The sequence below is a fragment of the Arthrobacter methylotrophus genome (assembly GCF_039539965.1).
Classification (GTDB): Bacteria; Actinomycetota; Actinomycetes; order Actinomycetales; family Micrococcaceae; genus Arthrobacter; species Arthrobacter methylotrophus.
This window is the reverse complement of the sequence record NZ_BAABED010000001.1, coordinates 955400-978879: the sequence shown is the minus strand read 5'-3', so window position 1 is coordinate 978879 and position 23480 is coordinate 955400. Positions and strand designations below refer to the sequence as shown.

The following is a 23480-nucleotide window of genomic DNA, read 5'->3' as shown; positions in this document are numbered from 1 at the left end:
ATCCGGGACAATCCTGGGGCGCCCCGGCCGATCCGCGCTGGCAGGGTGGCGGTCCGCCGCCCTCTGACCAAGCTGGCTATGTCGCTCCCCCAAAACCAGGAATCGTGCCTCTCCGGCCGCTCTTTTTTGGTGAGATCATGGACGGCTCCTTCCAGACCATCCGCCGGAACGCCAGAACCATGTTCGGATCCGCGCTTGTTGTCCAGGCCATCATCGGAGCTTTGAGCGGAGTGGCCTCGATGGGAATGCTCGGGATGTCCCAGCCTCCCGCAAGAGGATTCACGAGCCAAGACGAAGCCATGCGGTTTTTCGGCCCTGTCTTTGGCGCCGTTATCGCAGTCCTGGGTGTTTCATTGCTCGCCATGGTCCTGAGCTCGATCCTGCAAGGCGTGATGGCCATCCCTGTCGCGAGGTCGGCATTGAACCGCCCCACCGGGTTCAAGCAAATGTGGTCTTTGGCCCGCTCACGCATCTGGTCCCTCCTGGGGTTTGCTTTCCTCATGCTTGGCGGATCTTTGCTGTTCTTGGTGGTCCTGACCTTGTTGGCCGCCCTCATCTTGACTGGCTTGGGACCGCTCGGGCTGCTTCTGGTTCTTCCCTTGGGACTCGGCGCCGTCGTCGTCTGGGTCTGGGTCTATACCAAGCTCCTTGTGACTCCGGCCGCCATCACCATTGAAGAACTCGGCGTCGTCGCGGGCCTTCGGCGATCTTGGAGCCTTACGGCGAGGAACTGGTGGCGGATCTTCGGCATCACCCTGCTGGTGGGATTCATGGTGGGAGTCATCGCGCAGGTCATCCAGATTCCCCTGACCTTGGCATCCGGCGGGATGACTGCCGTCTTTTCCCCGCATGCGAGCGCCCAACAAGCGGCGACGACAACAACGGTCCTGCTGGTGGTTTCACTGCTTGTAGGTGCCCTCATAGGTGCGGTCGGCCTCGCTTTTCAAACCTCCGTGGCAGCCCTGATCTACATGGATCTGCGGATGAGGCGCGACGGACTGGACGTGGAGCTGCTGCGGCTTTTGGAGACCGGAGAAGAGCCCGACGGCGTTCCGGGGCGCCGCAGCCCACGTCACGCGGATGCCCGCTTATGGCCGCCCGTGACCGGTCAGGGTTCACCTACCGGATGATCCCTGCACCGGCGTCGTTTAGCCTCCTTTTCGCTGCCTTCGAGCCTCCCGTTGATCCGGACCGCGAGGGGGCCCGACGTTGGGCGGTTGAGGAACTCTCCAAGTCGCAGTATGCATCGGCCAAACCCGGTTGGATCGATGGGTTGTGGAACCAGTTTCTCGAATGGCTCCGCTCCCTGAACGGCGATTTGACCATCGGGTCGAATATAGGCGTGCCGTTAATCGGGGCGTTGGCTGTGGTCCTCATCGTGGGAGCCGTGATAGTTGTCAGGCCGAGGCTCAACGCCAGGAAGAAGGAGTCTGCGGAGGTTTTCGACGGCGGGGCAACAGTTGATGCCGATGCTTTCCGCCGTCGGGCAGCTGCCGCGGCAAACCGCGGAGACTGGCACACCGCCGTCGTCGAGCAGTTCCGCGCTGTGGTTCGCTCCGCGGAGGACCGGACAGTCGTTGATATCCAGCCTGGCCGGACAGCGGATGAGGCGGCTGAGCAATTGGGGTGCGCCTTCGGGGCTGCCGGTTCCCGGCTTGAGAACGCCGCGAGGCTCTTCGATGGCGTGAAATACGGCAAGGCAACAGCCACCCCTTCCGATCATGCCGCTGTCCTCGCACTGGACACCGATTTGCTGTCCATGAAACCTGATTTCGCGAGGCAGCCGGGCAATCGTTTGGCGGTACCGCGATGACGCCGGCCCGCGGCACGGCGATGGAGCCCGCTGCAGCAAAAGCACGCAATACAACTGTGCGGGACTGGTCGCGAAGCCACCTGGCCTGGATCATCATCGGAGCCATCATCGCGGTGCTCGGCATAGTGACGGTGGCCCAGTCCCCCGCAAACACGGACAAGGCACCCTTGTCCGCCCGCAATCCGGGCCCGGACGGCGCGATGGCAGCCGCCGAAATTCTCCGACGACACGGAGTCATAGTCACGGAATCCGATTCTTTCGTCACGACCACCTCGCTCCTTGCCCGGAAGCCACAGGCCACGGTGCTGCTGTATGACCGCAACGGCTATCTCGACTCCGCCCAGTTGCACAAGCTGCTGGATTCGGCAGCCCGCGTGGTGGTCGTGGCTCCCGGCTTCCAGACGCTGACCGGGCTGGGCGGCGAGATCCGTCATGCCGGAGTGGTTCCCAACGGCACGTCAACGTTGGACGCGGGATGCGGGCAAGCGGATCCACTCGCCGCGGGGCCGGTCTCCGGCAGGGACGGGTTCCTGTACACGGGAGCCGGCGCTGTTTGCTACCGGCCTGATGGCAGCGACGGCGGCATGTATGCGACGAGCGTGGACGGCCGGCTGGTGGTTCTCGGCAGCACAGCGCTGCTCAGCAACGATCTCCTGCAAGAGCAGGGCAATGCCGCGTTGGCCCTCCGGACCCTTGGTCCAACGGCGGATCTGCTCTGGTACCTCCCCGGCTTGGGAGACGTGCCGCGGAACGACAAACCGGCCACCCTCGATGAACTGGCGCCGCCCTGGCTCGGCTTCCTGGGAATGTGGCTGGCGGTGGTCGCCGTGCTCGCCATACTGTGGCGTGGCCGGCGGCTCGGTCCGCTCGTGTTCGAGCCACTGCCGGTAGCGGTCAAGGCTGCCGAGACGGCCGAAGGCCGCGCCCGCCTGTACCAGGACTCGCGCGCCGTCGGCCGGGCAGCCGACAATCTGCGGGCCGGTACTTTGACCAGGCTTGCAAGGCACTTCCGGCTCGGCCCCGAGGCTGGCGCGGAGGCCGTCCTGGACGCGGTGGGCCGAAAAATCAACCGGCCGGCACCGGAGCTGCGGATGCTGTTGCTGGACCACCGGCCCCACACCGAGTCCGAACTGGTCCGGTGGGCACAAAGCATCGAAAAACTCGAGCAGGAGGCTACAGCCCCATGAGTAATCAAGCAATGAGCAATCCAGCAAACAGCTTCACTGACGGCAACTACGGCTACGACGGCCCTCAGGGAGGGGCAGCATCGCAGGGGCCACCGGCCCAAGAAACATCCCGGCCGGATCCTGCCCGAAAAGCCTTGCTGGACGTCCGTCACGAGGTGGGAAAGGCCGTCGTCGGACAGGATGCGACGGTGACTGGCATGCTGATCGCGCTGCTCTGCGGGGGCCACGTGCTGCTTGAGGGTGTTCCGGGCGTTGCCAAGACCCTATTGGTGCGTGCCTTGTCCACCGCACTGAGCCTGGATACCAAACGCGTTCAGTTCACTCCGGACCTCATGCCGGGTGACGTCACAGGCTCTCTCGTCTACGATTCGCACACCTCGGAATTCACCTTTCGCGAAGGGCCGGTCTTCACCAATATCATGTTGGCGGACGAAATCAACCGAACGCCTCCCAAGACCCAGGCCTCCCTGCTGGAGGCCATGGAGGAGCGCCAGGTCTCCGTGGACGGACTCTCCCGTCCGTTGCCGTCACCGTTCATAGTCGCCGCCACGCAGAACCCGGTGGAATACGAGGGCACCTATCCCCTGCCCGAGGCCCAATTGGACCGCTTCCTCCTCAAGCTCGCCATGCCGCTTCCCGGCCGTGCCGAAGAAATCGAAGTGATCCGCCGGCATTCGGAAGGCTTCGATCCGCGGAACCTGCACGCGGCGGGAGTCAGGCCGGTGGCGGGCTCCGCAGAACTCCAAGACGCACGTGACGCCGTCGCCGCTGTGACTGTGGCCCCCGAGATCCTCGGCTACATTGTGGACGTCGTCCGCGCCACCCGGGCAGCGCCGTCGTTCCAGTTGGGAGTCTCCCCTCGCGGCGCCACTGCCTTGCTGAATACCTCCCGTGCCTGGGCATGGTTGTCCGGACGCGACTTCGTCACCCCCGACGACGTCAAGGCCCTGTCCCTGCCATGCTTGCGGCACCGGGTGGGGCTTCGCCCCGAAGCCCAGATGGACGGCGTCCACGTCGATGATGTCTTGGGCAGCATCCTGGCTTCTGTTCCCGTCCCGCGCTGATGGTGCCGAGCCGCATGACTGTCCACCCGATGACCACCCACCCTATGACTGTCCAGGGGTACTGAATGGCGATCACGGGCCGCTTTGTGCTGCTGGTATTCGCCGCCTTGGCGCCCTTGGTGCTGTTCCCGGCATGGAGTACGGTCCTGCTCGCCGTGGCCTTGCTCCTGGCTTTGCTGGTGACCGACATCATGTTAGCGGCGTCGCCTGCCAGGGTTGAACTGCAGCGGAAGGGGCCGGGGAACGTTACCCTCCACTCGGAAACGGAATCCGTCCTGACCCTGGAGAACGGCAACCACAGGATCTTTCGAGGAATGGTACGTGACGCCTGGCAGCCCTCCGCCGGAACTGTCGCCCCCGTCCAGCGCGTCGAGATCCCGGCTGGGGAGCGTCGGCGCATTGCAGTTCGGCTAAAGCCCACGCGTCGCGGCGACCTCGCGGCACCGCACGTCACGATGCGTTCCTTTGGACCGCTTGGCCTGGCCGCCCGGCAACGCACTGTTCCCCTCCGGGGCCGTATGCGTGTCCTGCCTCCCTTCCACTCAAGACGGCACCTTCCTTCCAAGCTACGAAAACTGCGGGAGCTCGACGGCAAGGCCGCCGTCCAGATACGCGGTGCGGGCACGGAGTTCGATTCCCTCCGCGACTACGTCCGGGGCGACGACGTGCGTTCCATCGACTGGCGGGCAACCGCCCGACGCACCGCCGTCGTGGTTCGCACTTGGCGTCCCGAACGGGACCGCCGCGTCGTGATCATGCTGGATACCTCCCGTACGGCTGCGGCCCGGATCGACGACGAGCCGCGTCTGGACACCGGGATGGAAGCGGCTCTTTTGCTAGCAGTGCTCGCCGAGCGAGGCGGAGACCGGGTGGACTTTTTCGCCTTCGACCGACGCGTCCGCGGCCGCGTCGGTTCAGCGGCCAGAGGCAATCTCCTTGGCTCCCTGGTCCAGGCCATGGCGCCGCTCGAGGCAGAACTGATCGAGATGGACTGGGCCCAGATCCCCACCCAGGTACGGGCAATTTCGGCGCACCGTTCCCTCGTGGTCCTATTAACATCACTTGACGGCGGAGCCCCGGAAGAAGGCCTCATTCCCCTGGTGGCGCAGCTGGTCCGGCAGCATGTGGTGCTCCTTGGATCGGTGAGGGACCCCTTGCTGGGGCGGATGAAGGAACAACGTACTACTGCGAGCGAGGTCTTCCGTGCCTCGGCCGCAGAACGTGCCTTGCTCGACCGGGAAGCCGTCAGTGCCCAATTGCGCCAGCTTGGTGCGGAGGTGGTCGACGCCGAGCCTCTGGATCTACCGCCGCTCGTAGCGGATGCATACATTCGCCTGAAGGCTGCGGGCCGCTTGTAGCCTTTAGGCAAGAATCAATCCCAGTACCCGTTCCCAGAACCGAGGACACCACATGAGCACACCAATCTACGAGTTGGCGCTGGGCAGCAAGTTCAGGCAATTGCAGCCTGAACTACAGGAGTACTTCTCCCTCGCGCCCGGCTCCGGATCATACGGAATTGGCGAGGGCGTGTTCGATGTGGTCGGTTGCCGGCAGAAGTGGCTCCGACCCCTCCTTGCCGCGGTCGCCGGGGAACAGGCTTTCTTCCCGGAATACGGCGAGCGCATCCCGTTCCGTATCGAGAACCACGCGCACCTGGACCCGTTCGGGCGGTCCAGCCTCACGGCCCGGCGCGAAATTTTCTTTCCCGGCCGTACCCGGCTGTTCCATGACACTACTGTGGCCGAAACCGGCGACGACGGCGGCACCCGGCTGGTCGACTACCTCGGCAGGTATCGCCGACTCGCGACGGCACTGGATCTCGATGCCACACCGGAGGGGCGGCTTCGCGGGGTCTCGAGCGCGTCACGCTTGTTCCTGGGTCCCCTGCGGCTCAGCCTACCGGCGTCCCTCGATGCGAAGGCCTTTGCAGAGCAGTGGTGGGATCCGCTGGAAGGCAAGCACCGGATCCAAGTGAAGGTTCTCCAGAAACACCTTGGACTGGTGCTCGTTTACGCGGGTTCCTTTGACTACCGTTTGGCGCCCTCGCTACCCGCCCCGGACGCCGCGGCCGCACCAACCGCCACTGCCGCCGTCGGGCTCCCCCGATATGCCGAACCGGACCGCTGGGAACGGCGGGTCTAGAAAGCTAACCGAGGGCCAGTTGGTTCAACCCGTCGGCAAGCTGGGTCAACCGGCTCAGGATTTCCTGGGCTCCCGACGGCGAATACCCGGCCAAGCCGCCGGACGGCGTGACCCGGACGGCGCCCAGATTCGACGCCGGCAAGCCGAGTTGGTGCCAAGGCCGCCAGACGGTGTCCACCACCTCGGCCGTGCGCGGCAGTGTTGCCCGTGGATTGTCCGTGGGCAACGCGCCGGCCCAGAGGCGCTTGCCCGCCTCCACTGCGGTGGCGATGTGTTCCCATTGGCGTGTAGTGAGTGCCTTGAGCGGAACGGCGATGCCGTCGGCCCCGGCGGCGAGGATCTGCTGGATCGGTGCTTCGATCTCCGGAACCGCGACCACGGTCTCCACCACTCCGGCAGCGCGCAACGCGTCGATCACCAGCCGCCAGGCGCCTGTGACTTCTTCGCCCGGGATGGACCGTAGGGTGCGGTAGCCGCTCGAAGTGGGAATGGTACCGGCCAGGACGGAAGCGATGTCCGGTTCGTCGAGTTGGATCACTACCTCGGCGCCCGGCACTGCGGCGCGGATCCTGGCCACGTGCTCGGCGACGCCGGCGGCCAGGGATTCCGCGATGTCCCGGCGGGCACCGTAGTCAAGCAGGGCGCGCTCGCCATTGTGCAGGTACAGTCCGGCTGCCAGGCTCATGGGGCCGCGCAGCTGGATCTTCAACGCCTCCGCGGAGGATTCCTCCGAACCGGCAATGTCGGCCAGGACATTGATGTCCGTGGCAAGGGCGGATTTGGCCCGCCGCAGGTCCTTCCCGGGGCGGTCAACCAAGCGCCAGCCGTGCGGCTGCACATCGATGGCCATGTCAACAAGCAGCGACGCCGATCGGCCAAGGGTATCCGAGCCGACGCCACGGTCCGGGAGCTCAGCCAGAAACGGCAAATGCGGGCTGCCCAGCTCGCCACGGATGACCCGTGCAGCCTCGGCGGGATCGGTACCGGGCCACGGACCCAATGCCGTGGCGGTGACCTGCTTCTGCACGGTTTCGGCGGGCATGTGTTCAGCCCTGCGCGATGGAAGCCTGGTGGCCTTCGGCGATTGCCTCGTGGTGCCGGATGACCTCACTGATGATGAAATTCAAGAATTTCTCGGCGAAAGCCGGATCGAGATGCGCTTCCTCGGCGAGCCGGCGCAACCGCGCAATCTGGGCGGACTCGCGGCCCGGGTCCCCGGCAGGGAGCTGATGCGTCGCCTTGAGGACGCCCACTTTCTGGGTGGCCTTGAAACGCTCGGCGAGGAGGAAGACGAGGGTGGCGTCGATGTTGTCAATGCTGGAGCGGATGGAGAGCAGCTCGTCCATGACAGCCTGGTCCACACGGCCGGCGAGGGAGCTGGCGGAAGGATCGAAGGAATCGGCGTCGGGGAGGGCGTGGTTCTGCTCGGTCATTCCTACAGTCTAGGGTGTGCTGGCCGAGCCTTGAGGGGCACAATGAGCATGTCCGCGCCGACGAGAAGGAGAGCAAGCATGAAAATCGCAGTTCTTGGCACCGGAATGGTGGGGCATGCACTGGCCAGCAAACTGATGGCGGTTGGCCACCAGGTCATGATGGGTTCCCGGGAAGCCGGCAATCCGAAAGGGACGGAGTGGGCGGCGCAGGCAGGTCCGGAAGCAAGCTCCGGCTCCTTCGCCCAGGCCGCAGCCATGGCTGAGATCGTGGTCAATGCAACCCCGGGAATGGTCTCGCTCGCCGCGTTGAGCGAAGCCGGGGCAGCAAACCTGGCGGGCAAGATCTTGGTGGATGTGTCCAACCCCTTGGATTTTTCCGCCGGATTTCCGCCGTCGCTCTCCGTCTGCAATACCGACAGCATTGCCGAAACCATCCAGCGCTCCTTTCCGGAGGCACGTGTGGTCAAGACTCTCAACACCTTGACTGCTCCCCTGATGGTTGATCCGCTCCGACTCGCTGAAGGCGCCCATGACGTGTTCGTAGCAGGGAACGACGACGACGCGAAAGCCACCGTCGTCGCGCTCCTGCGGGAGTTCGGCTGGCTACCGGAACGCATCCACGATCTGGGTGGGCTCGACGTCGCCCGCGGCCTTGAAATGTGGATGCCGCTGTGGCTCCGGATTTTCATGCGCCAACCGAAGGACAAGCTCTTCAACATCAGCATCGTGTCCGAATAGCCGCGGCAAAAAAGGAACATGCCCGCCCTTCGAGGAAAAGGGCGGGCATGTTCCTCTGGCGCAACAATGGCGGGTCAGATGCCCAACAGCGCGCGGTGTTCTTCCCGGCGTCGGGCCTGTTCATCAGGATCCGGAACTGGCAGCGAGGCGATGAGCTTGCGCGTGTATTCGTGCTGGGGATTGCCCATGATCTGGCTGCCGATCCCCTGCTCCACAAGCTTGCCCTTGAACAACACCCCCACCCAATGGGAGAGGATGTCCACTACCGCGAGGTCGTGGCTAATGAAGAGCGCGGCAAATCCGAACTCCTCCTGGATGTCCTTGAACAGTTCCAGGACCTTTGCCTGCACGGAAACGTCAAGGGCCGAGGTGGGCTCATCGGCGATCAGAAGCCGCGGGTTGAGCGCGAGCGAGCGGGCCAGCGAAGCGCGCTGGCGCTGTCCACCGGAAAGCTCGTGGGGGAAGCGTTCGGCGTACGATGCCGGAAGCTGCACCGATTCGAGCAACTGCGCCACCCGCAGGCGTGCTTGGGCCGGGCTGGGACGGGTATGGATGAGCAGCGGTTCCGCAACGCACTCGCCAATGGTCAGGTGCGGATTGAACGAGGCCGCCGGGTCTTGGAAGACAAAGCCGATATCCTTGCGCAGCGGCTTGAACGTGTGTTCCTTGAAGTCCAGCATTTCGTAGCCGAGGACCTTGAGGCTGCCGCCGGTTACCCTGTTGAGGCCTGCGATGGCCCGGCCGATCGTGGACTTGCCGGAACCGGACTCGCCAACCAGGCCAAAGACCTCATTCTCGGAGACCGTGAAGCTGACGTTGTCCACAGCCTTGAACCCTGGCTTGCCGAGGCGCCCCGGATACTCGATGGTGAGGTTCTTGGCCTCGACCAGGACCTTTCCCCCCTGATGCAACCGTTCGGTGGCCCCTTCGGACGCCGAGTTACGGCCAAGGTGCGGCACGGCGGCCAGCAGCTTCTTCGTGTAGTCCTGCTTGGGCTCGGCGAACAGGACCTTGGCGGTGGCCTCTTCGACCACGTCGCCCTGGTACATGACCACGACGCGGTCGGCCAGGTCGGCCACGACACCCATATTGTGCGTAATGAGCACAATCGAGGTGCCGTACTTGTCCCGCAGGTCCCGGAGCAATTGAAGGATCTCGGCCTGGACAGTGACGTCCAGGGCAGTCGTCGGCTCATCCGCCACAATCAAGCCAGGGTTCAAGGCGAGCGCAGCGGCGATGACTACGCGTTGCTTCTGACCTCCGGAAAGCTGGTGGGGATAGTAGTTGACGCGGATTTCGGGATCGGGGATGCCCACCTTCCGCAGGGCCTCGGTGGCCCGTTTCTTGGCTTCCTTGGCCGAGACCCGGTGTCCGTCCGAGGCATGGGCCCGGATGCCTTCGGCTATCTGCCAGCCGACCGTGAACACTGGATTCAGGGCCGTTGACGGTTCCTGGAAGACCATGGCCACGTCACGGCCGCGGATCTTGCGCAGCTTGGACGCACTGACGCTGATGACGTTGTTGCCGTTGATCAGCACGGCGCCCGAGCTGATGGCTGTCTCCGGGAGCAAGCCGAGGATGGTCTTGGCCGTGACAGTCTTGCCGGAACCCGACTCTCCCACGATCGCCAGGACTTCCCCGGCTTTGACCTCGAGGCTGACGTCCTTGACGGCGTAGACGTCCCCGCTGTCCGTGGCGAAGGTGACTTTGAGCCGTTCGATGTCCAGGACGGGCTGCCCGGATGGGAGCGGCTGGTCCGAAATGTTGCCGATGTTGGTGGTCATGCCTTACCTGCTTCTGGTTCAGGAGCAGTAGTAGCCCCTGTGTTCTTGCCGTCGGTTCCTGCCGCAGCCTTGGAACGGGAGGCCTTGCCCCCGGCACGCTTGCGTCCGCGGAGGCGGGGATCGTTGAGGTCGTTGATGCTCTCGCCGACCAGCGTCAGGCCCAGCACGGTCAGGACGATCGCAATACCGGGGAAGACACCCGTCCACCAGATGCCGGAGGATGCGTCTGCCATGGCTTTGTTGAGGTCGAAGCCCCATTCTGCGGCTGACGACGGTTCGATGCCAAAGCCCAGGAAGCCAAGACCGGCAAGGGTCAGGATCGCTTCGGAGGCGTTCAGCGTGAACATCAGCGGAAGGGTCCTGGTGGCGTTCTTGAAGATGTGCCGGGTGATGATCCGCAGGCTGGATGCGCCCAGGACCATTGCCGATTCCACGAACGGCTCTGCCTTGAGCCTGATGGTCTCCGCCCGGATCACCCGGAAATACTGCGGAACGAACACCACAGTGATCGAGAAGGCGCAGGCGAGGATGCCGCCCCAGAAGCTCGACTGGCCGCGGCTGATGACGATGGACATGACGATCGCCAGGAGCAGGGAAGGAAAGGCATAAATGGCATCGGCGATGACCACCAGCACCCGGTCCAGCCAGCCACCGAAGTAACCACTGAGGAGACCGAGTGCCACGCCGAGGAAGATGGACATCGCCACGGCAACGACGATCACGGTCACGGCGGTCTGCGAACCCCACAGGACGCGGGAGAGGACGTCATAGCCGCCGACGGTGGTTCCGAACAGGTGCTTGCTGCTGGGGGCATCCTGGGTGGGGAACGAACCGGAAGCGTCACTCAGTTGGGCGTAGCCGTAGGGTGCGATGAACGGAGCGAGCACTGTGGAGAGGAGGAAGAAACCGGTCAGCACGAGCCCGGTGATGAGCATGCCTCGTTGGAGGCCAACGCTCTTGTTGAGGTGGGAAATGACGGGAAGTCCGGACAGGAAGGACTTCTTCCGTCCTGAAAGGGTTGCAGTGCTCATGTCAGTACCTCACTCGAGGGTCGATCAGCGCGGCGACGACGTCCACGACGAAGTTGGTAAAGGCGACGATGACGGCCAACAGAACCACGATGCCCTGGACTGCCACGAAGTCCCTGGCGTTCAGGTACTGGACCAGCTGGTAGCCAAGTCCCTTCCATTCGAAGGTGGTCTCCGTGAGCACGGCGCCGCCGAGCATCAGTGCGATCTGCAAGCCCATGACGGTGATGATGGGGATGAGCGCCGGCTTGTAAGCGTGCTTTGTCACGAGTCGGAATTCGCTGACGCCGCGGGAACGGCCGGCCTCGACGTAGTCCTTGCCCAGGGTTCCGATGACGTTGGTCCGAACGAGGCGCAGGAAGACACCGGCGGTCAGGAGGCCCAGGGCGATAGCGGGAAGCACCGCATGGGACATGACGTCGCCGAGTGCGGTGAAATTCCCGCTTCGCAAGGCGTCGAGCCAATAAATTCCGGTGGGAGCGGCCAGTTGGCCCATGGCCAGCTCAGTGCGGGTGGACACGCGCCCGGCCACTGGGAGCCAACCGAGCCAAACGGAGAACGTCAGCTTGAGGAGGAGTCCGGAGAAGAAGACCGGAGTGGCGTAGCAGAGGATGGCAAAGCAGCGCAGGAAGGCGTCTGTGGCCTTGTCGCGCCGTTGCGCGGCGATCAGGCCCAGCGGGATGCCGACCGCGAGGGCCACAATCAGCGCGTTGATCGTCAGCTCGAGGGTGGCTGCACCGAAGGTCGAAAGCATTTCGACGACGGGGCGCCGGTCCGTGATGGTGGTGCCGAAGTTGCCGGTGACCAGTTGTCCCAGGTATTCGAAGTACTGGATGATGATCGGCCGGTCGTAACCGGCGTCGTGGATTCGCTGTGCCAGGACGTCCGGCGGAAGCCGGCCGCCTTGCGCGGCAGTGATGGGGTCGCCGATGACCCGCATCAGGAAGAAGACCAAGGTTACGAGGATGAAGATCGTGGGAATGATCAGGAAGAACCTGACCACGATGTACCTGCCCAGACCTCCGCCCGCTGATTTGCTCTTGGGAGCGACCGCGTCCGGTTCGACGTCGGGCATCTCTATAAGTGTTGTCATTGCTACCTAAAAGTTCATTGCCCGCGGATCGCGCGGGGTTTTGCTCATATGTGAGGCAATCAGCAAGAGGGGGAGGCAAAGCGCCTGTTGGCACCCGCCTCCCCCGACCGGCTGCTTACTTTGAAATGGTTCCCAATCGGAACTTGAAGGATGCGTCAAGCGTCTTGTCGACGCCGTTCACGCCCTGTGCCGAGATGGCAACCTGGGCGCCCTGGAGCAGCGGCAAAGTGGAAATGTCCTTTGCCAGAGCGTTCTGGGCGTCCTTGATGGTGGATTCACGAGCCGACTTGTCCGTGGTGGTCAGCTGCTTGTTGATCAGGTCCGTCACGGCGGGGTCGTTGAAGTGGTTCTTCAAGAAGCCACCGTTCGGGAAGAACGGGGTCAGGTAGTTGTCGGGGTCGCTGAAGTCAGGGAACCAACCGAACTGGAACAGGGGGTACTCGTCCGCGCGGCTGGCCTTGCTGTAGGTCACCCATTCGGTGGACTGCAGGTTCACCTTGAAGAGGCCCGACTTCTCGAGCTGGTCTTTGATCATGGCGTACTCGTCACCCGAGGACTTGCCGTAGTGGTCCGGGTTGTACTGGAGGTTCAACGTGACGACGTCCTTGACACCGGCGTCGGAAAGGACCTTCTTGGCTTTGTCCAAGCTCGGCTTTCCGTTGTCGCCGTAGGCATCCTTGAACGACTCGTTGGCGCCCAGGAAGCCACTGGGGACGTTGGAGTACAGCGGCAGGTAGGTGCCCTTGTAGACCTGGTCCGCGATTGCCTGGCGGTCAACGAGGTTGGCGATCGCCTGTCGCACGGCAAGTGCCTTGGCCGGGTCGGCACCGGCTGCCTTGGCGCCGAACGGCATGGTGTCGAAGTTGAAGGTGATGTAGCGGATCTCGCCGCCGGGACCAACGTTGACCTTGACCTTGGAGTCCTTCTTGAGGTCGTCGACGTCGGTGGCGCTGAGGCTTCGGTTAGCAACGTCGATGTTGCCCTGCTGGATGTCCAGCTTCATGTTGGTCGGCTCGGCGTAGTACTTGATGGTGGCGGCGTCATTGGCCGGCTTGCCCAGGACACCCTGGTAATCCGGGTAGGCCTTGAGGCTGATGAGCTCGTTCTTCTTGTAGCTGTCGATCGTGTATTGGCCGTAGAACGCCTTGGCCTTGATGATGTCGTCATCGGAAAGCAGTTTGTCGGCCGGGAAGACCTGATGGTCCACAATCGGCGCGGCCGGGCTGCTGAGGATCTGCGGGAACGTCTGGTCGTTGGCGAGCTTCAGCTTGAAAACGACCGTGCTGGCGTCGGGGGTGCTGACGCTGTCCAGGTTTTCAAGCAGGCTTGCAGGACCAGCGGGATCGTTGATCTTGAGCTGCCGGTCGAAGGAAAACTTGACGTCGGTGGAGTCCAGCGTGTGGCCATTGGCCCACTTGAGCCCGGGCTTCATCTTGACGGTGTACTCGGTCGGCGACGTGAATGATGCCGACGCTGCCAGGTCCGGAACGGGCTCGGCACTTCCTGGCTTCGAGTTGAGGAGGAAGGAATAGACCTGGTTCATCACCATGAAGGAACCGTTGTCATACGAGCCCGCGGGATCGAGTGCAGTCACCTTGTCGGTGGTGCCATAAGCGATCGGGCTGCTGGCAGCTGAAGAAGCCGAACCGCCGCCGCCCGACGGGCCCGTGCAGGCTGTCAGAGCGAATACGGAGATGCCCGCGAACGCGATAACGCTGCGCAAGGCTTTTTTGTTCAATGCCATCAGTGAACTTTCTGTTCGATGGATACGGCGAACCGCCGTGGGTAATTTCTTCGGAGCACACACTCCTGATTCCACGATTCAATCAGAAGGTTTCTTGGTGAAACGTTTGATTTTGTGAGTTGAGACACAAAATTTACTTTTTCTTTTAGCCCGTCGTGGGCTGCGGCGATGGCGCTCTGCTCGTCCGGGACCAAAAACGCGGCTGTTTGTGAGCGCTGAGAATTCAGTGGCTGCGCCTCGTCTCCCGAGGGCGATGCACCTCTGCTCGATCAGCGGAGGGGTGGGGCGGCTACGCCCAAAGCCTAGAGGGCAGCTCGCTGCAGCGAGCGGGCGGCGTCGATGGTTGCCTGGCCAAGAACACGGGTTCCCTGGTACAGCACGACGGTCTGTCCGGGCGCCACGCCACGGAGCGGATCGACGAGCCTCACCACGAGGCCAACACGTTCGATGCCGGCATCGTCGACGTGCCGTTCGACCGATGCTTTGGCAGGTACGGGGTCGCCGTGGGCGCGCACTTGGGCATGGCAATCGAATTCGGCGCCGGTGGCGACCTCGGCGATGGGCAGGCCGGCCCAGGACACTTTGATTCCGCGGATCTCGTCGATGGCGAGCAGGGATTCGGGTCCGACGACCACTTTGTTTTCCTTCGGCCGGATTTCCAGCACGAAGCGCGGCTTGCCGTCAGCGGCAGGAGTGCCCAGCTTGAGGCCTCGGCGCTGGCCGACGGTGAAGGCGTTGGCTCCCGGGTGCTCCCCCACCTTGGTTCCGGCTTCGTCCACGATGTCGCCCGTGGTCATGTCGATCTTTTCCGCGAGCCAGCCGGCGGTATCGCCGTCCGGGATGAAGCAGATGTCATGGCTGTCCGGCTTGTTCGCCACGGACAGGCCGCGCCGCTCGGCCTCCGCACGAACCTCGGCCTTGGAAGGGGTCTCCGCCAACGGGAACATCGAGTGCTTGAGTTGTTCATGGGTCAGGACACCAAGCACGTAGCTCTGGTCCTTGGCCCAGTCCGCCGCACGGTGGAGTTCGGGGTTGCCGTCCGCATCCTGGATCACCTTGGCGTAGTGGCCCGTGCAGACCGCGTCGAAGCCCAGCGCGATAGCCTTCTCCAACAGGGCGGCGAACTTGATCCGCTCGTTGCAGCGCATGCAGGGGTTGGGAGTCCGGCCCGCGGCGTATTCGTCGATGAAGTCCTGGACCACATCTTCCTTGAAGCGCTCCGAGAAGTCCCAGACGTAGTACGGAATCCCCAGCACGTCGCAGGCGCGCCAAGCGTCACGGGAGTCTTCGATGGTGCAGCAGCCGCGGCTGCCGGTGCGCAGCGTTCCGGGCATGCGGGACAGCGCCAAGTGGACGCCGACGACGTCGTGCCCTGCTTCGACGGCGCGGGCGGCGGCAACGGCGGAGTCGACTCCGCCGCTCATGGCTGCAAGAACTCGCATGCTGGCTTTCTGTTGATGGGGGAAGTATTTGCGACTAAAGAGAGTAAGCGCCCAACTATTCTAGCGCCCGCCGGAATCCGCCCCAAAAATGCCTTGACCGGCTTCACGGGCGATTCTAAAGTCAAAGCTACGAGTTTTAGATGTTCGGCCGCGTGGCCGTTTCCTGGTCCACGCGTTCCAAGGCCAAGCGAATCGAGTCACCATGGACATTGAACACATCCTTATTGCGGGCGGCGGCCTGGCAGGCGCCACGGCAGCCAAGACCCTGCGCTCCGAAGGGTTCCAAGGCCGGATCACGGTGGTCTGCGCCGAAGACGAACAGCCCTACTTGCGCCCTCCCCTCTCCAAGGAGTTCCTCCTCGGCAAGGCCGCTGAGGACACCGTCCCGGTGCTGGCGGCGGGCTGGTACCGGGAGAACGACGTCGAACTCCTCCTTGGCGAGGCGGTCACGGCTGCCGATCCTGCCGCCCACACGGTGCACCTGAGTTCAGGGGCCGAGCTTCAGTACAGCAAGCTCCTCATCGCGACGGGTGCGCAGCCGCGCCGGATCCCGCTCCCGGGGTCCGACCTTGCCGGCGTGATGACGTTCCGGACCTTCAATGATTCGCGCAGGCTCAAGGAAGAGCTGGCACATGGCGGAAGGAACGTCGTGATGGTCGGCTCGGGCTGGATCGGCATGGAGCTCGCCGCGGCGGCCAGCGGCTACGGCAACACGGTGACGCTGCTGGGACTGGAAGAGGTTCCGCTCAGCACGGCCATCGGCCCCGAACTGGGAGGCTTCTTCCGCAGCCTGCACGAAAAACACGGCGTGCAGTTCCGGCTGCCCGCGAGCGCAGCGGAAATCGCCGGAGTCGGGGGCAATGCGAGCGCCGTCGTCACCAACTCGGGCGAGGTTCTTCCCGCCGATCTCGTGGTGGTGGCCGTCGGCGTGGTCCCGGATACGGCCTTGGCCGAGGCCGCCGGGCTCGATCTCCGGAACGGAATCGTGGTCGATTCTTCGCTCCGGACCAGCAGCCCGGACGTGTTCGCCGCGGGAGACGTCGCCAATGCACTCCACCCCTTCACCGGCGAGCACCACCGCAGCGAGCACTGGTCCAACGCCCTCAACGGCGGCAAGGTCGCGGCAAAAGCGATGCTGGGCCAGGACGCGGTGTTGGACGGGGTCCCCTATTTCTACACGGACCAGTTCGAAGTCTCCATGGAGTACTGGGGATATCCCACGCTCTCTGCCGGCTCCATACCCGTGATCCGCGGCACCTTGGAGGAAGGCAGTTTCCTGGCCTTCTGGCTGCGGGACGGGGCCGTGGTGGCGGCTATGAGCGTCAACCAGCAACGGGTACAAAAACCCATCAAGGCACTCATTTCCGGGCGCATTCCGGTGGACGTGGGCCGCCTGGCCGACCCAGCCGTGCCGCTGGATCAGTTGTTGCCCGGCACCTGATCGCTAGCCATGCCGCCAGCAGGGTCGCTGCTGTAACCCCGCGCTGCCGTGGCTGCCGTCTGGATGCTGGACTCATGTCCGGCCATTCCGGCCACCTTCGCCCGGGCATACGCATCCGGCAGGGCCTTGAGCAGCGCGTCGACGTCGGCGTCGTTCGAAGAGTGTCCCAGGCTGAATCGTTGTGCCCCGCGGGCGGTGTCCTCATCCAAACCCATGGCCAGCAAGACGTGCGAGGGCCTGGGAACTCCCGCAGTGCAGGCGGATCCGGTGGATGATTCGATGCCCGCCAGGTCCAAGAGGAACAGCAAGGAATCGCCTTCACAGCCCGGGAAGGTGAAATGCGCGTTGCCGGGGAGCCGGGCGTCGCCAGGGGCTCCGCGCAAAACTGCCTCCGGAATGGCAGCTCGGACTCCGTCAATGATCCGGTCCCGCAGGGCACTGATTCGCTCGCGCTCCGCCACCAGGTTGTCAGCCGCCGAGTCCGCCGCGGCGGCGAAGGCCGCGATCGACGCCGTATCGAGGGTTCCCGAGCGGACGTCGCGTTCCTGCCCGCCCCCGTGCTGGACCGGCGTCACCTTGGTGGACCGTCCGAGGAAGAGGGCGCCAACACCCACGGGGCCGCCGATTTTATGGCTCGATACGGACATCGCCGCGAGGCCGGAATCGCGAAAGCTGAGCGGAATCGAGCCGAACGCCTGGACCGCGTCCGAATGCACGGGAATGCCATGGACAGAGGCGATGTCCACGATGTCCTTGATGGGCTGGATGCTGCCCACCTCGTTATTGGCCCACAGGACCGTGACCAAGGCCACCGATCCCGGATCACGTTCGATCTCGATCCGGAGGGCGTCGAGCCGAACCACGCCGTCGGAATCAACGGGGAGCCAGACCGCTTCGGCTCCTTCGTGGCGTTCAAGCCATTCGACCGTGTCCTGCACTGCATGATGCTCGACGGCGGAGCACAGGATCCGCTTGCGGCGGCCGTCTTCGTCGTGACGGGCCCAGTAGATCCCCTTGACGGCAAGGTTGTCCGCCTCGGTCCCTCCGGAGGTAAAGATGAGTTCGGACGGATGTGCCCCGGCCGCTGCCGCGATAGCCTCGCGGGCGTCTTCCACGGATCGCCGGGCACGACGTCCCGAGGCGTGCAGCGATGAGGGATTTCCCGTCCGCGCCAGCTCACGGGTCATTGCGGTGAGCGCAACGGCGGCAAGGGGCGTAGTGGCGGCATGGTCCAGGTAAACAGGCACGACCCAAGTCTATCGAAGCAGCTGCTCAGCCTGCCGGGCGGATCCTGGCGCAGCAATGGCCTTCGCGGTTGTCATCGGCGATCCGGTCCTCCGCGATTCCGCACGCGGCTGCCGCTCCGCTCAGGAAGGCGCCGTTCATGGCGCAGACGACGTTCGTGTGACTTTCGGCCAGCCGGTGGAACGGGCAATTGACCAAGGAGTACCCGCCGTCGTCGTCAGCTTCCGGACGGTAGCCGAAGCTCGCCAGGACATCCTCGAAACGCGGCTCCGCGGCACCGACCTCACGGCCGCGGGCGTAGGCGGTTTCGAGAAGGGCTTCGCGGGGGGAACCACCCTCCGCCATCAAGTTCTGGATGGCGGAGGCCATCACCTCCCCGGCGAGGTCATAGTGGCGCTCGGGAACCGAGGCGCCGATCTCGTCGACAACGGGTGCGTAGAGCTTTGCGGGGCGCCCTGAACCCGGCCCAACCTTGCCACCGAGCTTGCGGAATTCGACATCCAGGAGCCCGTCACGGACCAGCCGGTCCAGGTGGAAGGAAGCAGTGCTGCGGGGAAGTCCGAGGGCCATCGCGGCGTCGTCCCGGCTCACCGGGCGGGTTGCAGCGCAGACGTGCTCGTACAGGCGGCGGCGATTGCCGTCGTCAAGGGATGCCAGAGCGGAAAGCCGACGCAGCCAGGAAAGTCCGGTCATGCATCCAGCTTAACTCTAAAATCAACACTCATTGCTTAATTCCGGGGAACTTTCTAAAATCAAACTATCTACTTTTAGAGAGAAGGCATCATGAACACCGCATCATCCCCAGCCCCCGCGAAGTCCGGATCACTGTTGGCCATGGATCCCCAACGACAGGCATTCCTCCTCCTCCGGACCGTGTTCACGGTGGCACCGATCATTTTCGGCCTGGACAAGTTCGCCAACCTGCTCACCCATTGGACGATCTACCTGGCCCCCGCGGCCACGTCGGTGGTGCCGATCCCGGCCCAGACATTCATGTACATCGTGGGCGTCGTCGAGATCGTGGCCGGGATTGCCGTAGCGGTCCGCCCGCGCTTCGGCTCGCTCCTGGTGGCCATGTGGCTTCTGGGAATCATCGCGAACCTGCTGGTACTCGGCAACTTCTTCGACGTGGCACTGCGCGACTTCGGGCTCCTGGTGGCCGCACTCGCGCTCAATCGTTTGGCTGTCGCCGCGGGTCGAGCCTCCCGGAACTAAAGCGGGGGGCGCCGTCGTTCTCAAGGATGGCTGGCTAGACTTGCCAGGATCGCCACTCCACACCGGGGCCGGCGGGAATCGTCAGAATCCCAGAGAAAGGTCCATGGTTGGCTGAGGGCAGCAGTTCCCACTACCAGATCCTTCGAGTTCCCGTCACGGCGACTGACAAGGAGATCAAGGTGGCTTACCGGAAAGCCGCGAGGAACGCCCACCCGGACCATGGCGGGGATCCTGAAATCTTTCGACAGGTCACGCTTGCGTACGAGACGCTGATTGATCCCAAGCGACGCGCGGAGTACGACCGCCGCTACGCCAGCGGTCCTTCCGGAAGAGCGAACCCCTTCCCAACGCAAAGACCGGACTACGGCGGTGCCGGCGCGCCGGAAACCCGCACCGCCGCCGGGGTCCACCGGCAGAATGCCCCGCGCAACACTGCTGGCGATGCCCCCGTCTACGTCCCGTCCTTCGATGATCCCCACGAGGTACCCCTCCTCTCCAAAGGCGAGGCCGCTCTCCAGGTCCACGGGATTCCCCGGAAACGCGGAATCTTCGGCGCCGAAGCGCGCATCCAGCGGGAAATGCGGACGGTCCAGCTCATCAGCCGCCAGATCCTGCCTGCCATTCCCGCAGCCCGGCTCATCAACGGGCTCCGCTCCCCCTCGGACGACAGCCATATCGATCATGCGCTGCTTTCCGGATACCGGCTCGCGTTGATCGGATCCATGCTGCTGCCCAAGGGTGCGTACGCGTGGGACGGCGTGGCGCTCAAACACGGCGGCCGTTCCGTTCCACCGCCCCGGCTCGAGCTGACGGTGCGCCACATGCAGGAGATCTTCCCGGAACTGAACGTGACCGGCTGGGTGGTAGTCCACAGCCCGGACGGGAACCCGCATGAACCGGTCATCGACCACTACCGGCGGACGGACGGGGATTTCGGTTCGGTGCAGGTGGTCAACGCCGCCGGGCTGGCCCGCGGGCTCAAGCGGTTCCTGAGTTCCGGTCCCGTGCCAAATACGGTGGTGGTCCCGGTCCTGGCCCGGCTACTTCGCGGCATGCACTAGCCGCTGGCTAGGATTGATACGTGTTCCGCATCCTCTTCCATACCCCTGAAATCCCGGGCAACACGGGAAACGCCATCCGGCTCGCCGCCATCACCGGTGCGGAGCTCCATCTCGTAGAGCCGCTGGGCTTCGACTTCTCCGACGCGAAGCTGCGCCGGGCGGGACTCGATTACCACGACCTCGCGGTGGTCACGGTCCACAAGGACATCGAGGCCGCATGGGCGGCTTTGCGCCCCGAGCGCGTCTTCGCGTTCACGTCCGACGGCGAGTCCTCCTATACGGACATTGCCTACCAAGAGGGCGATGTCCTGCTTTTCGGTCCCGAATCCGTTGGCCTCCCGTCCTGGCTGAAGCAGGACCCGCACGTCACGGCCCGTGTTCGACTCCCCATGCTGCCATCCCTCCGTTCCCTGAACCTGGCCAACGCGGCCTCGATCGCGGTGTACGAGGCCTGGCGCCAACACGGCTTCGCCGGCGCGAAGCTCTAGCAGCCAGCGTTAACAGGCCCCCGGCCGCCGCTCGGGCCTAAAGTCCCAGTTCGACCGCCCATCCATACGGCCTGTTGCACCGAATACCCTGTACAGGCACCAAAGCCTGGGCAGGCACTCGGCCCGTGAACAGCGGGCCGGGGAGCGACGGACCATGGAAGGGGCGCAGGTGACTACTCTCAAGTCCCGCAGTCCTTCTGGTACTGCAAGGGTCGCTAGCGACCTATGCTGGACGGTAATGGATACACCAAATGTGCGAGGTCCCGAGGCCCTTGGCCTGCCTGAGGCCCCTGGCTTGATTGCCGGCAGCAATGCACAGCTTGCTGAATTGCTGAGACTGATGGCCGACGGCGATCGGGCTGCCTTCAGCGAGTTCTACCGGCTCACTGCGCGGCGGGTATTCGGCATGGCCAAGCGCGTACTGATAGACGCTGGCCTGAGCGAAGATACCGCGCAGGAAGTGTTCATCCAGGTCTGGCAGAACGCGGCCACATTCGATCCGAACGCCGGCAGTCCGCTCGCATGGCTCATGACCATCACCCACAGGCGTGCGATCGATCGCGTCCGTTCGGCCCAGTCGGCCACGGACCGCGAAGCGAAGTACGGGGCCGCAAGCCAGAACCTCGACCATGATTCCGTGGAAGAAGAGGCCAGCGGCCGCCTCGAGGCCGAGGCCGTTACCCGCTGCCTTGGAACCCTCACGGAAACACAATTGGAATCCGTGCGGCTCGCATACTACGGCGGCCTCACCTACCGGGAGGTAGCCGAACAACTAGGGGCCGCGATTCCGACCATCAAGTCCCGCATCCGCGATGGACTTCTCCGACTCAAGACTTGCCTGGGGGTGAGCTGACATGACCGAACACGACGACAACACCCGGAACTTCGGGAAGGACGGCTACCTCCGCAGAATGTTTGCTGGCAATATCGCCACGGACCTTGCTGAAGGCCGCGTCCTGGAGCTCGCCGAGATCTATGCCCTTGATGCGCTAAGCGACGCTGAACGCGCTGAAATCGACAACTACATTGCCACCGCACCTGTTCGCCTGGCATTCCTGGAACGGGTTCGGCAAACACGCGAAACGCTCGCAACGACGTTCACGGACGAGGCGGAGCCTCCCGCTGGCCTGCTGGAGGACATCCTCCGGCAACTCCCCCGGCAAGCCGGTTCCGCCGACCCGCGAACAGCCTCCGCTCCGGCTTCGGGTCCCGAAGCCTCTGCCGTTGCCGCAACGGCACGTGCATCCGGCGTCGTGGATCTCGAAGAGGCCAGGACCCGACGGCGACGCTTCGGCGGTGTCCGTGGTTGGGTGGCGGCCGCTGCGGCCGCTGCGGTGATTGCCATTGGCGGGATAGGCGTTGGCGTGTACGTCGCCGGGCAGAACGACCCCGTGAACCAGGTCCTGCACGCCGGCGATGTCCGCCAAGCCACCGTCAACGTCAACGGCGGCGGCACTGCCACGGTGTCCATTTCCACCTCGAAGAATGCCGTAGTGGTCCGCATGAACGGCGTTCCCGCTCCCCCCGCGGGCAAGGTCTACCAGATGTGGCTTATTCCCAAGGACGGCTCCGCCCCTGTATCCCAGGGGCTCATGGACGCCGAAGCCTTGAGCCATCCTGCTGTTGTCTCGGGCATTTCCAGCGCGGCGTCCCTCGGCATCACCGTGGAACCTTTGGGCGGCTCCAAGACACCAACGCTTCCCACGGTTGCAGCAGCCGCCCTCACCTAGCTTGACCTTGTCCCTAGCTTGACCTTGACGTAGCGTCAACTTCTACGCTGGATACATGAAGCAGGACAAAGGCGGTACCTGGACCATTTCCGAAGTGGCCAAGGCCAGCAACGTTTCCTCGCGAACCTTGCGGCACTATGACCAACTCGGGCTACTGGAGCCATCCCACACGGGGCATAACGGCTACCGGTACTACGGCCAGCCCGAACTGCTGCGCCTGCAGCGGATCCTCCTGCTTCGTGAACTTGGCCTGGGGCTCGAGACCATCGGCGAGGTTCTGGACGGCCAGGCCGATCCTGTCGAGGCGCTTGCCGTGCACAGGAACTGGCTGCTGGCCGAGCGAGACCGCATGGACCGGATGTCCAGGACGGTCGACGCAACTATCGCAGCACTACGTCGAGGAGAAACCATGACCGCGGAAAACATCTTCAAGGATTTCGACCAGAACCCCTACGAAACCGAGGCCCGCGAGCGCTGGGGCGATCGGGCCGTCGACGAGAGCAACGCCCGGCATTCGGCCCTGACACCGGCCCAAAAGCAGGCCTTCATGGCCGAGTATGCCGCCCTGAACCAGGATCTGGCCCATTGTTTCGACGCCGCCCTTCCGGCGGACCACCCGGAGGTCCAGGCCGCCGTCGACCGCCACTACAAGTGGATCTGCGCCAGTTGGACGCCGAACGCCAGATCTTATGTGGGCTTGGGCCAAATGTACGTGGACGACCCCCGATTCAGCGCCAACTACGACAAGGTCCGGCCCGGATTGGCGCCCTACCTCCTGGAAGGCATCAAGCTTTACGCGGCGGAAAAGCTCAGTTAGCTTCTTCCGGCTGAA

At 64.1% G+C, this 23480-nt stretch carries 23 protein-coding genes; 14 read left to right on the top strand and 9 right to left on the bottom strand.

Annotated features, from left to right (window positions below):
- Positions 1–137 precede the first annotated feature (137 nt).
- The 6 genes from ABD884_RS04870 to ABD884_RS04845 all read left to right on the top strand — a co-directional run bounded on the left by ABD884_RS04870 (position 138) and on the right by ABD884_RS04845 (position 6206).
- Positions 138–1130, top strand: a complete 993-nt coding sequence (locus ABD884_RS04870; RefSeq protein WP_345038537.1) for a DUF7847 domain-containing protein — start codon at positions 138–140, stop codon at positions 1128–1130.
- Complete coding sequence (locus ABD884_RS04865) at positions 1091–1813, top strand: DUF4129 domain-containing protein (RefSeq protein WP_345038531.1); 723 nt, start codon at positions 1091–1093, stop codon at positions 1811–1813. The genes ABD884_RS04870 and ABD884_RS04865 overlap by 40 nt, the downstream gene beginning before the upstream one ends.
- A complete protein-coding gene (locus ABD884_RS04860; protein ID WP_345038521.1) occupies positions 1810–3000 on the top strand; it encodes a DUF4350 domain-containing protein in 1191 nt (396 codons plus the stop codon). Before ABD884_RS04865 ends, ABD884_RS04860 begins: the two co-directional genes overlap by 4 nt.
- A gap of 11 nt (positions 3001–3011) precedes the next feature.
- Positions 3012–4064, top strand: coding sequence for an AAA family ATPase (locus ABD884_RS04855; RefSeq protein WP_345054554.1), 1053 nt, complete (start codon positions 3012–3014; stop codon positions 4062–4064).
- Between the two features lie 65 nt (positions 4065–4129).
- A complete protein-coding gene (locus ABD884_RS04850) occupies positions 4130–5422 on the top strand; it encodes a DUF58 domain-containing protein (protein WP_345038511.1) in 1293 nt (430 codons plus the stop codon).
- Between the two features lie 52 nt (positions 5423–5474).
- Positions 5475–6206: a DUF4166 domain-containing protein gene (locus tag ABD884_RS04845; RefSeq protein WP_345038502.1), complete on the top strand. Its 732-nt coding sequence runs from the start codon at positions 5475–5477 to the stop codon at positions 6204–6206.
- Between the two features lie 4 nt (positions 6207–6210).
- Here ABD884_RS04845 and ABD884_RS04840 read toward each other — a convergent pair whose 3' ends face one another.
- A complete protein-coding gene (locus ABD884_RS04840; protein WP_345038496.1) occupies positions 6211–7248 on the bottom strand; it encodes a uroporphyrinogen decarboxylase/cobalamine-independent methonine synthase family protein in 1038 nt (345 codons plus the stop codon).
- A gap of 4 nt (positions 7249–7252) precedes the next feature.
- A complete protein-coding gene (locus ABD884_RS04835) occupies positions 7253–7639 on the bottom strand; it encodes a chorismate mutase (RefSeq protein ID WP_028264858.1) in 387 nt (128 codons plus the stop codon).
- A 78-nt stretch (positions 7640–7717) separates the two neighbouring features.
- Between ABD884_RS04835 and ABD884_RS04830 the strand changes: the two genes are divergently transcribed.
- Complete coding sequence (locus tag ABD884_RS04830; RefSeq protein ID WP_345038484.1) at positions 7718–8377, top strand: NADPH-dependent F420 reductase; 660 nt, start codon at positions 7718–7720, stop codon at positions 8375–8377.
- A 74-nt stretch (positions 8378–8451) separates the two neighbouring features.
- Here the strand turns inward: ABD884_RS04830 and ABD884_RS04825 are convergent, their stop codons facing one another.
- The 5 genes from ABD884_RS04825 to mnmA form a co-directional block, all read right to left on the bottom strand.
- A complete protein-coding gene (locus ABD884_RS04825; RefSeq protein ID WP_345038478.1) occupies positions 8452–10161 on the bottom strand; it encodes a dipeptide ABC transporter ATP-binding protein in 1710 nt (569 codons plus the stop codon).
- Complete coding sequence (locus tag ABD884_RS04820) at positions 10158–11192, bottom strand: ABC transporter permease (protein ID WP_345038470.1); 1035 nt, start codon at positions 11190–11192, stop codon at positions 10158–10160. Before ABD884_RS04820 ends, ABD884_RS04825 begins: the two co-directional genes overlap by 4 nt.
- 1 nt (position 11193) lies before the next feature.
- Complete coding sequence (locus ABD884_RS04815) at positions 11194–12282, bottom strand: ABC transporter permease (protein ID WP_345038458.1); 1089 nt, start codon at positions 12280–12282, stop codon at positions 11194–11196.
- Positions 12283–12397: 115 nt separating this feature from the next.
- The gene (locus ABD884_RS04810; protein ID WP_345038447.1) at positions 12398–14026 is read right to left on the bottom strand and encodes an ABC transporter substrate-binding protein; all 1629 of its coding nucleotides are present in this window, start codon (positions 14024–14026) and stop codon (positions 12398–12400) included.
- Positions 14027–14328: 302 nt separating this feature from the next.
- Positions 14329–15450, bottom strand: a complete 1122-nt coding sequence (gene mnmA / locus ABD884_RS04805) for a tRNA 2-thiouridine(34) synthase MnmA (RefSeq protein WP_345054551.1) — start codon at positions 15448–15450, stop codon at positions 14329–14331.
- Between the two features lie 220 nt (positions 15451–15670).
- On the opposite strand from mnmA, the gene ABD884_RS04800 reads away from it, so the two are divergent.
- Entirely contained in the window at positions 15671–16909 is a 1239-nt protein-coding gene (locus ABD884_RS04800; RefSeq protein ID WP_345038436.1) for an NAD(P)/FAD-dependent oxidoreductase, read from the top strand.
- Here the strand turns inward: ABD884_RS04800 and ABD884_RS04795 are convergent.
- Both ABD884_RS04795 and ABD884_RS04790 read right to left on the bottom strand, forming a co-directional pair.
- On the bottom strand, positions 16888–18156 hold the full coding sequence (locus ABD884_RS04795) for a cysteine desulfurase family protein (protein ID WP_345038425.1): 1269 nt from the start codon (positions 18154–18156) through the stop codon (positions 16888–16890). The genes ABD884_RS04800 and ABD884_RS04795 overlap by 22 nt on opposite strands.
- Positions 18157–18181: 25 nt before the next feature.
- The gene (locus ABD884_RS04790) at positions 18182–18847 is read right to left on the bottom strand and encodes a helix-turn-helix transcriptional regulator (RefSeq protein WP_345038418.1); all 666 of its coding nucleotides are present in this window, start codon (positions 18845–18847) and stop codon (positions 18182–18184) included.
- A gap of 90 nt (positions 18848–18937) precedes the next feature.
- On the opposite strand from ABD884_RS04790, the gene ABD884_RS04785 reads away from it, so the two are divergent.
- The 6 genes from ABD884_RS04785 (at position 18938) to ABD884_RS04760 (ending at position 23465) form a co-directional block, all read left to right on the top strand.
- Positions 18938–19369 carry a hypothetical protein gene (locus tag ABD884_RS04785; protein WP_345038410.1) on the top strand — a complete coding sequence of 144 codons (432 nt, stop codon included), beginning with the start codon at positions 18938–18940 and terminating at the stop codon, positions 19367–19369.
- Positions 19370–19476: 107 nt separating this feature from the next.
- Complete coding sequence (locus tag ABD884_RS04780) at positions 19477–20430, top strand: J domain-containing protein (RefSeq protein WP_345038402.1); 954 nt, start codon at positions 19477–19479, stop codon at positions 20428–20430.
- A gap of 20 nt (positions 20431–20450) precedes the next feature.
- On the top strand, positions 20451–20918 hold the full coding sequence (locus tag ABD884_RS04775) for a tRNA (cytidine(34)-2'-O)-methyltransferase (RefSeq protein ID WP_345038386.1): 468 nt from the start codon (positions 20451–20453) through the stop codon (positions 20916–20918).
- A 238-nt stretch (positions 20919–21156) separates the two neighbouring features.
- A complete protein-coding gene (sigK, locus tag ABD884_RS04770) occupies positions 21157–21771 on the top strand; it encodes an ECF RNA polymerase sigma factor SigK (RefSeq protein ID WP_345038379.1) in 615 nt (204 codons plus the stop codon).
- A 1-nt stretch (position 21772) separates the two neighbouring features.
- The gene (locus ABD884_RS04765) at positions 21773–22648 is read left to right on the top strand and encodes an anti-sigma factor (protein WP_345038371.1); all 876 of its coding nucleotides are present in this window, start codon (positions 21773–21775) and stop codon (positions 22646–22648) included.
- A gap of 55 nt (positions 22649–22703) precedes the next feature.
- Positions 22704–23465 (top strand): MerR family transcriptional regulator, encoded by a 762-nt coding sequence (locus ABD884_RS04760; protein WP_345038364.1) that lies wholly within the window; start codon positions 22704–22706, stop codon positions 23463–23465.
- The last annotated feature ends 15 nt before the right edge of the window (positions 23466–23480 follow it).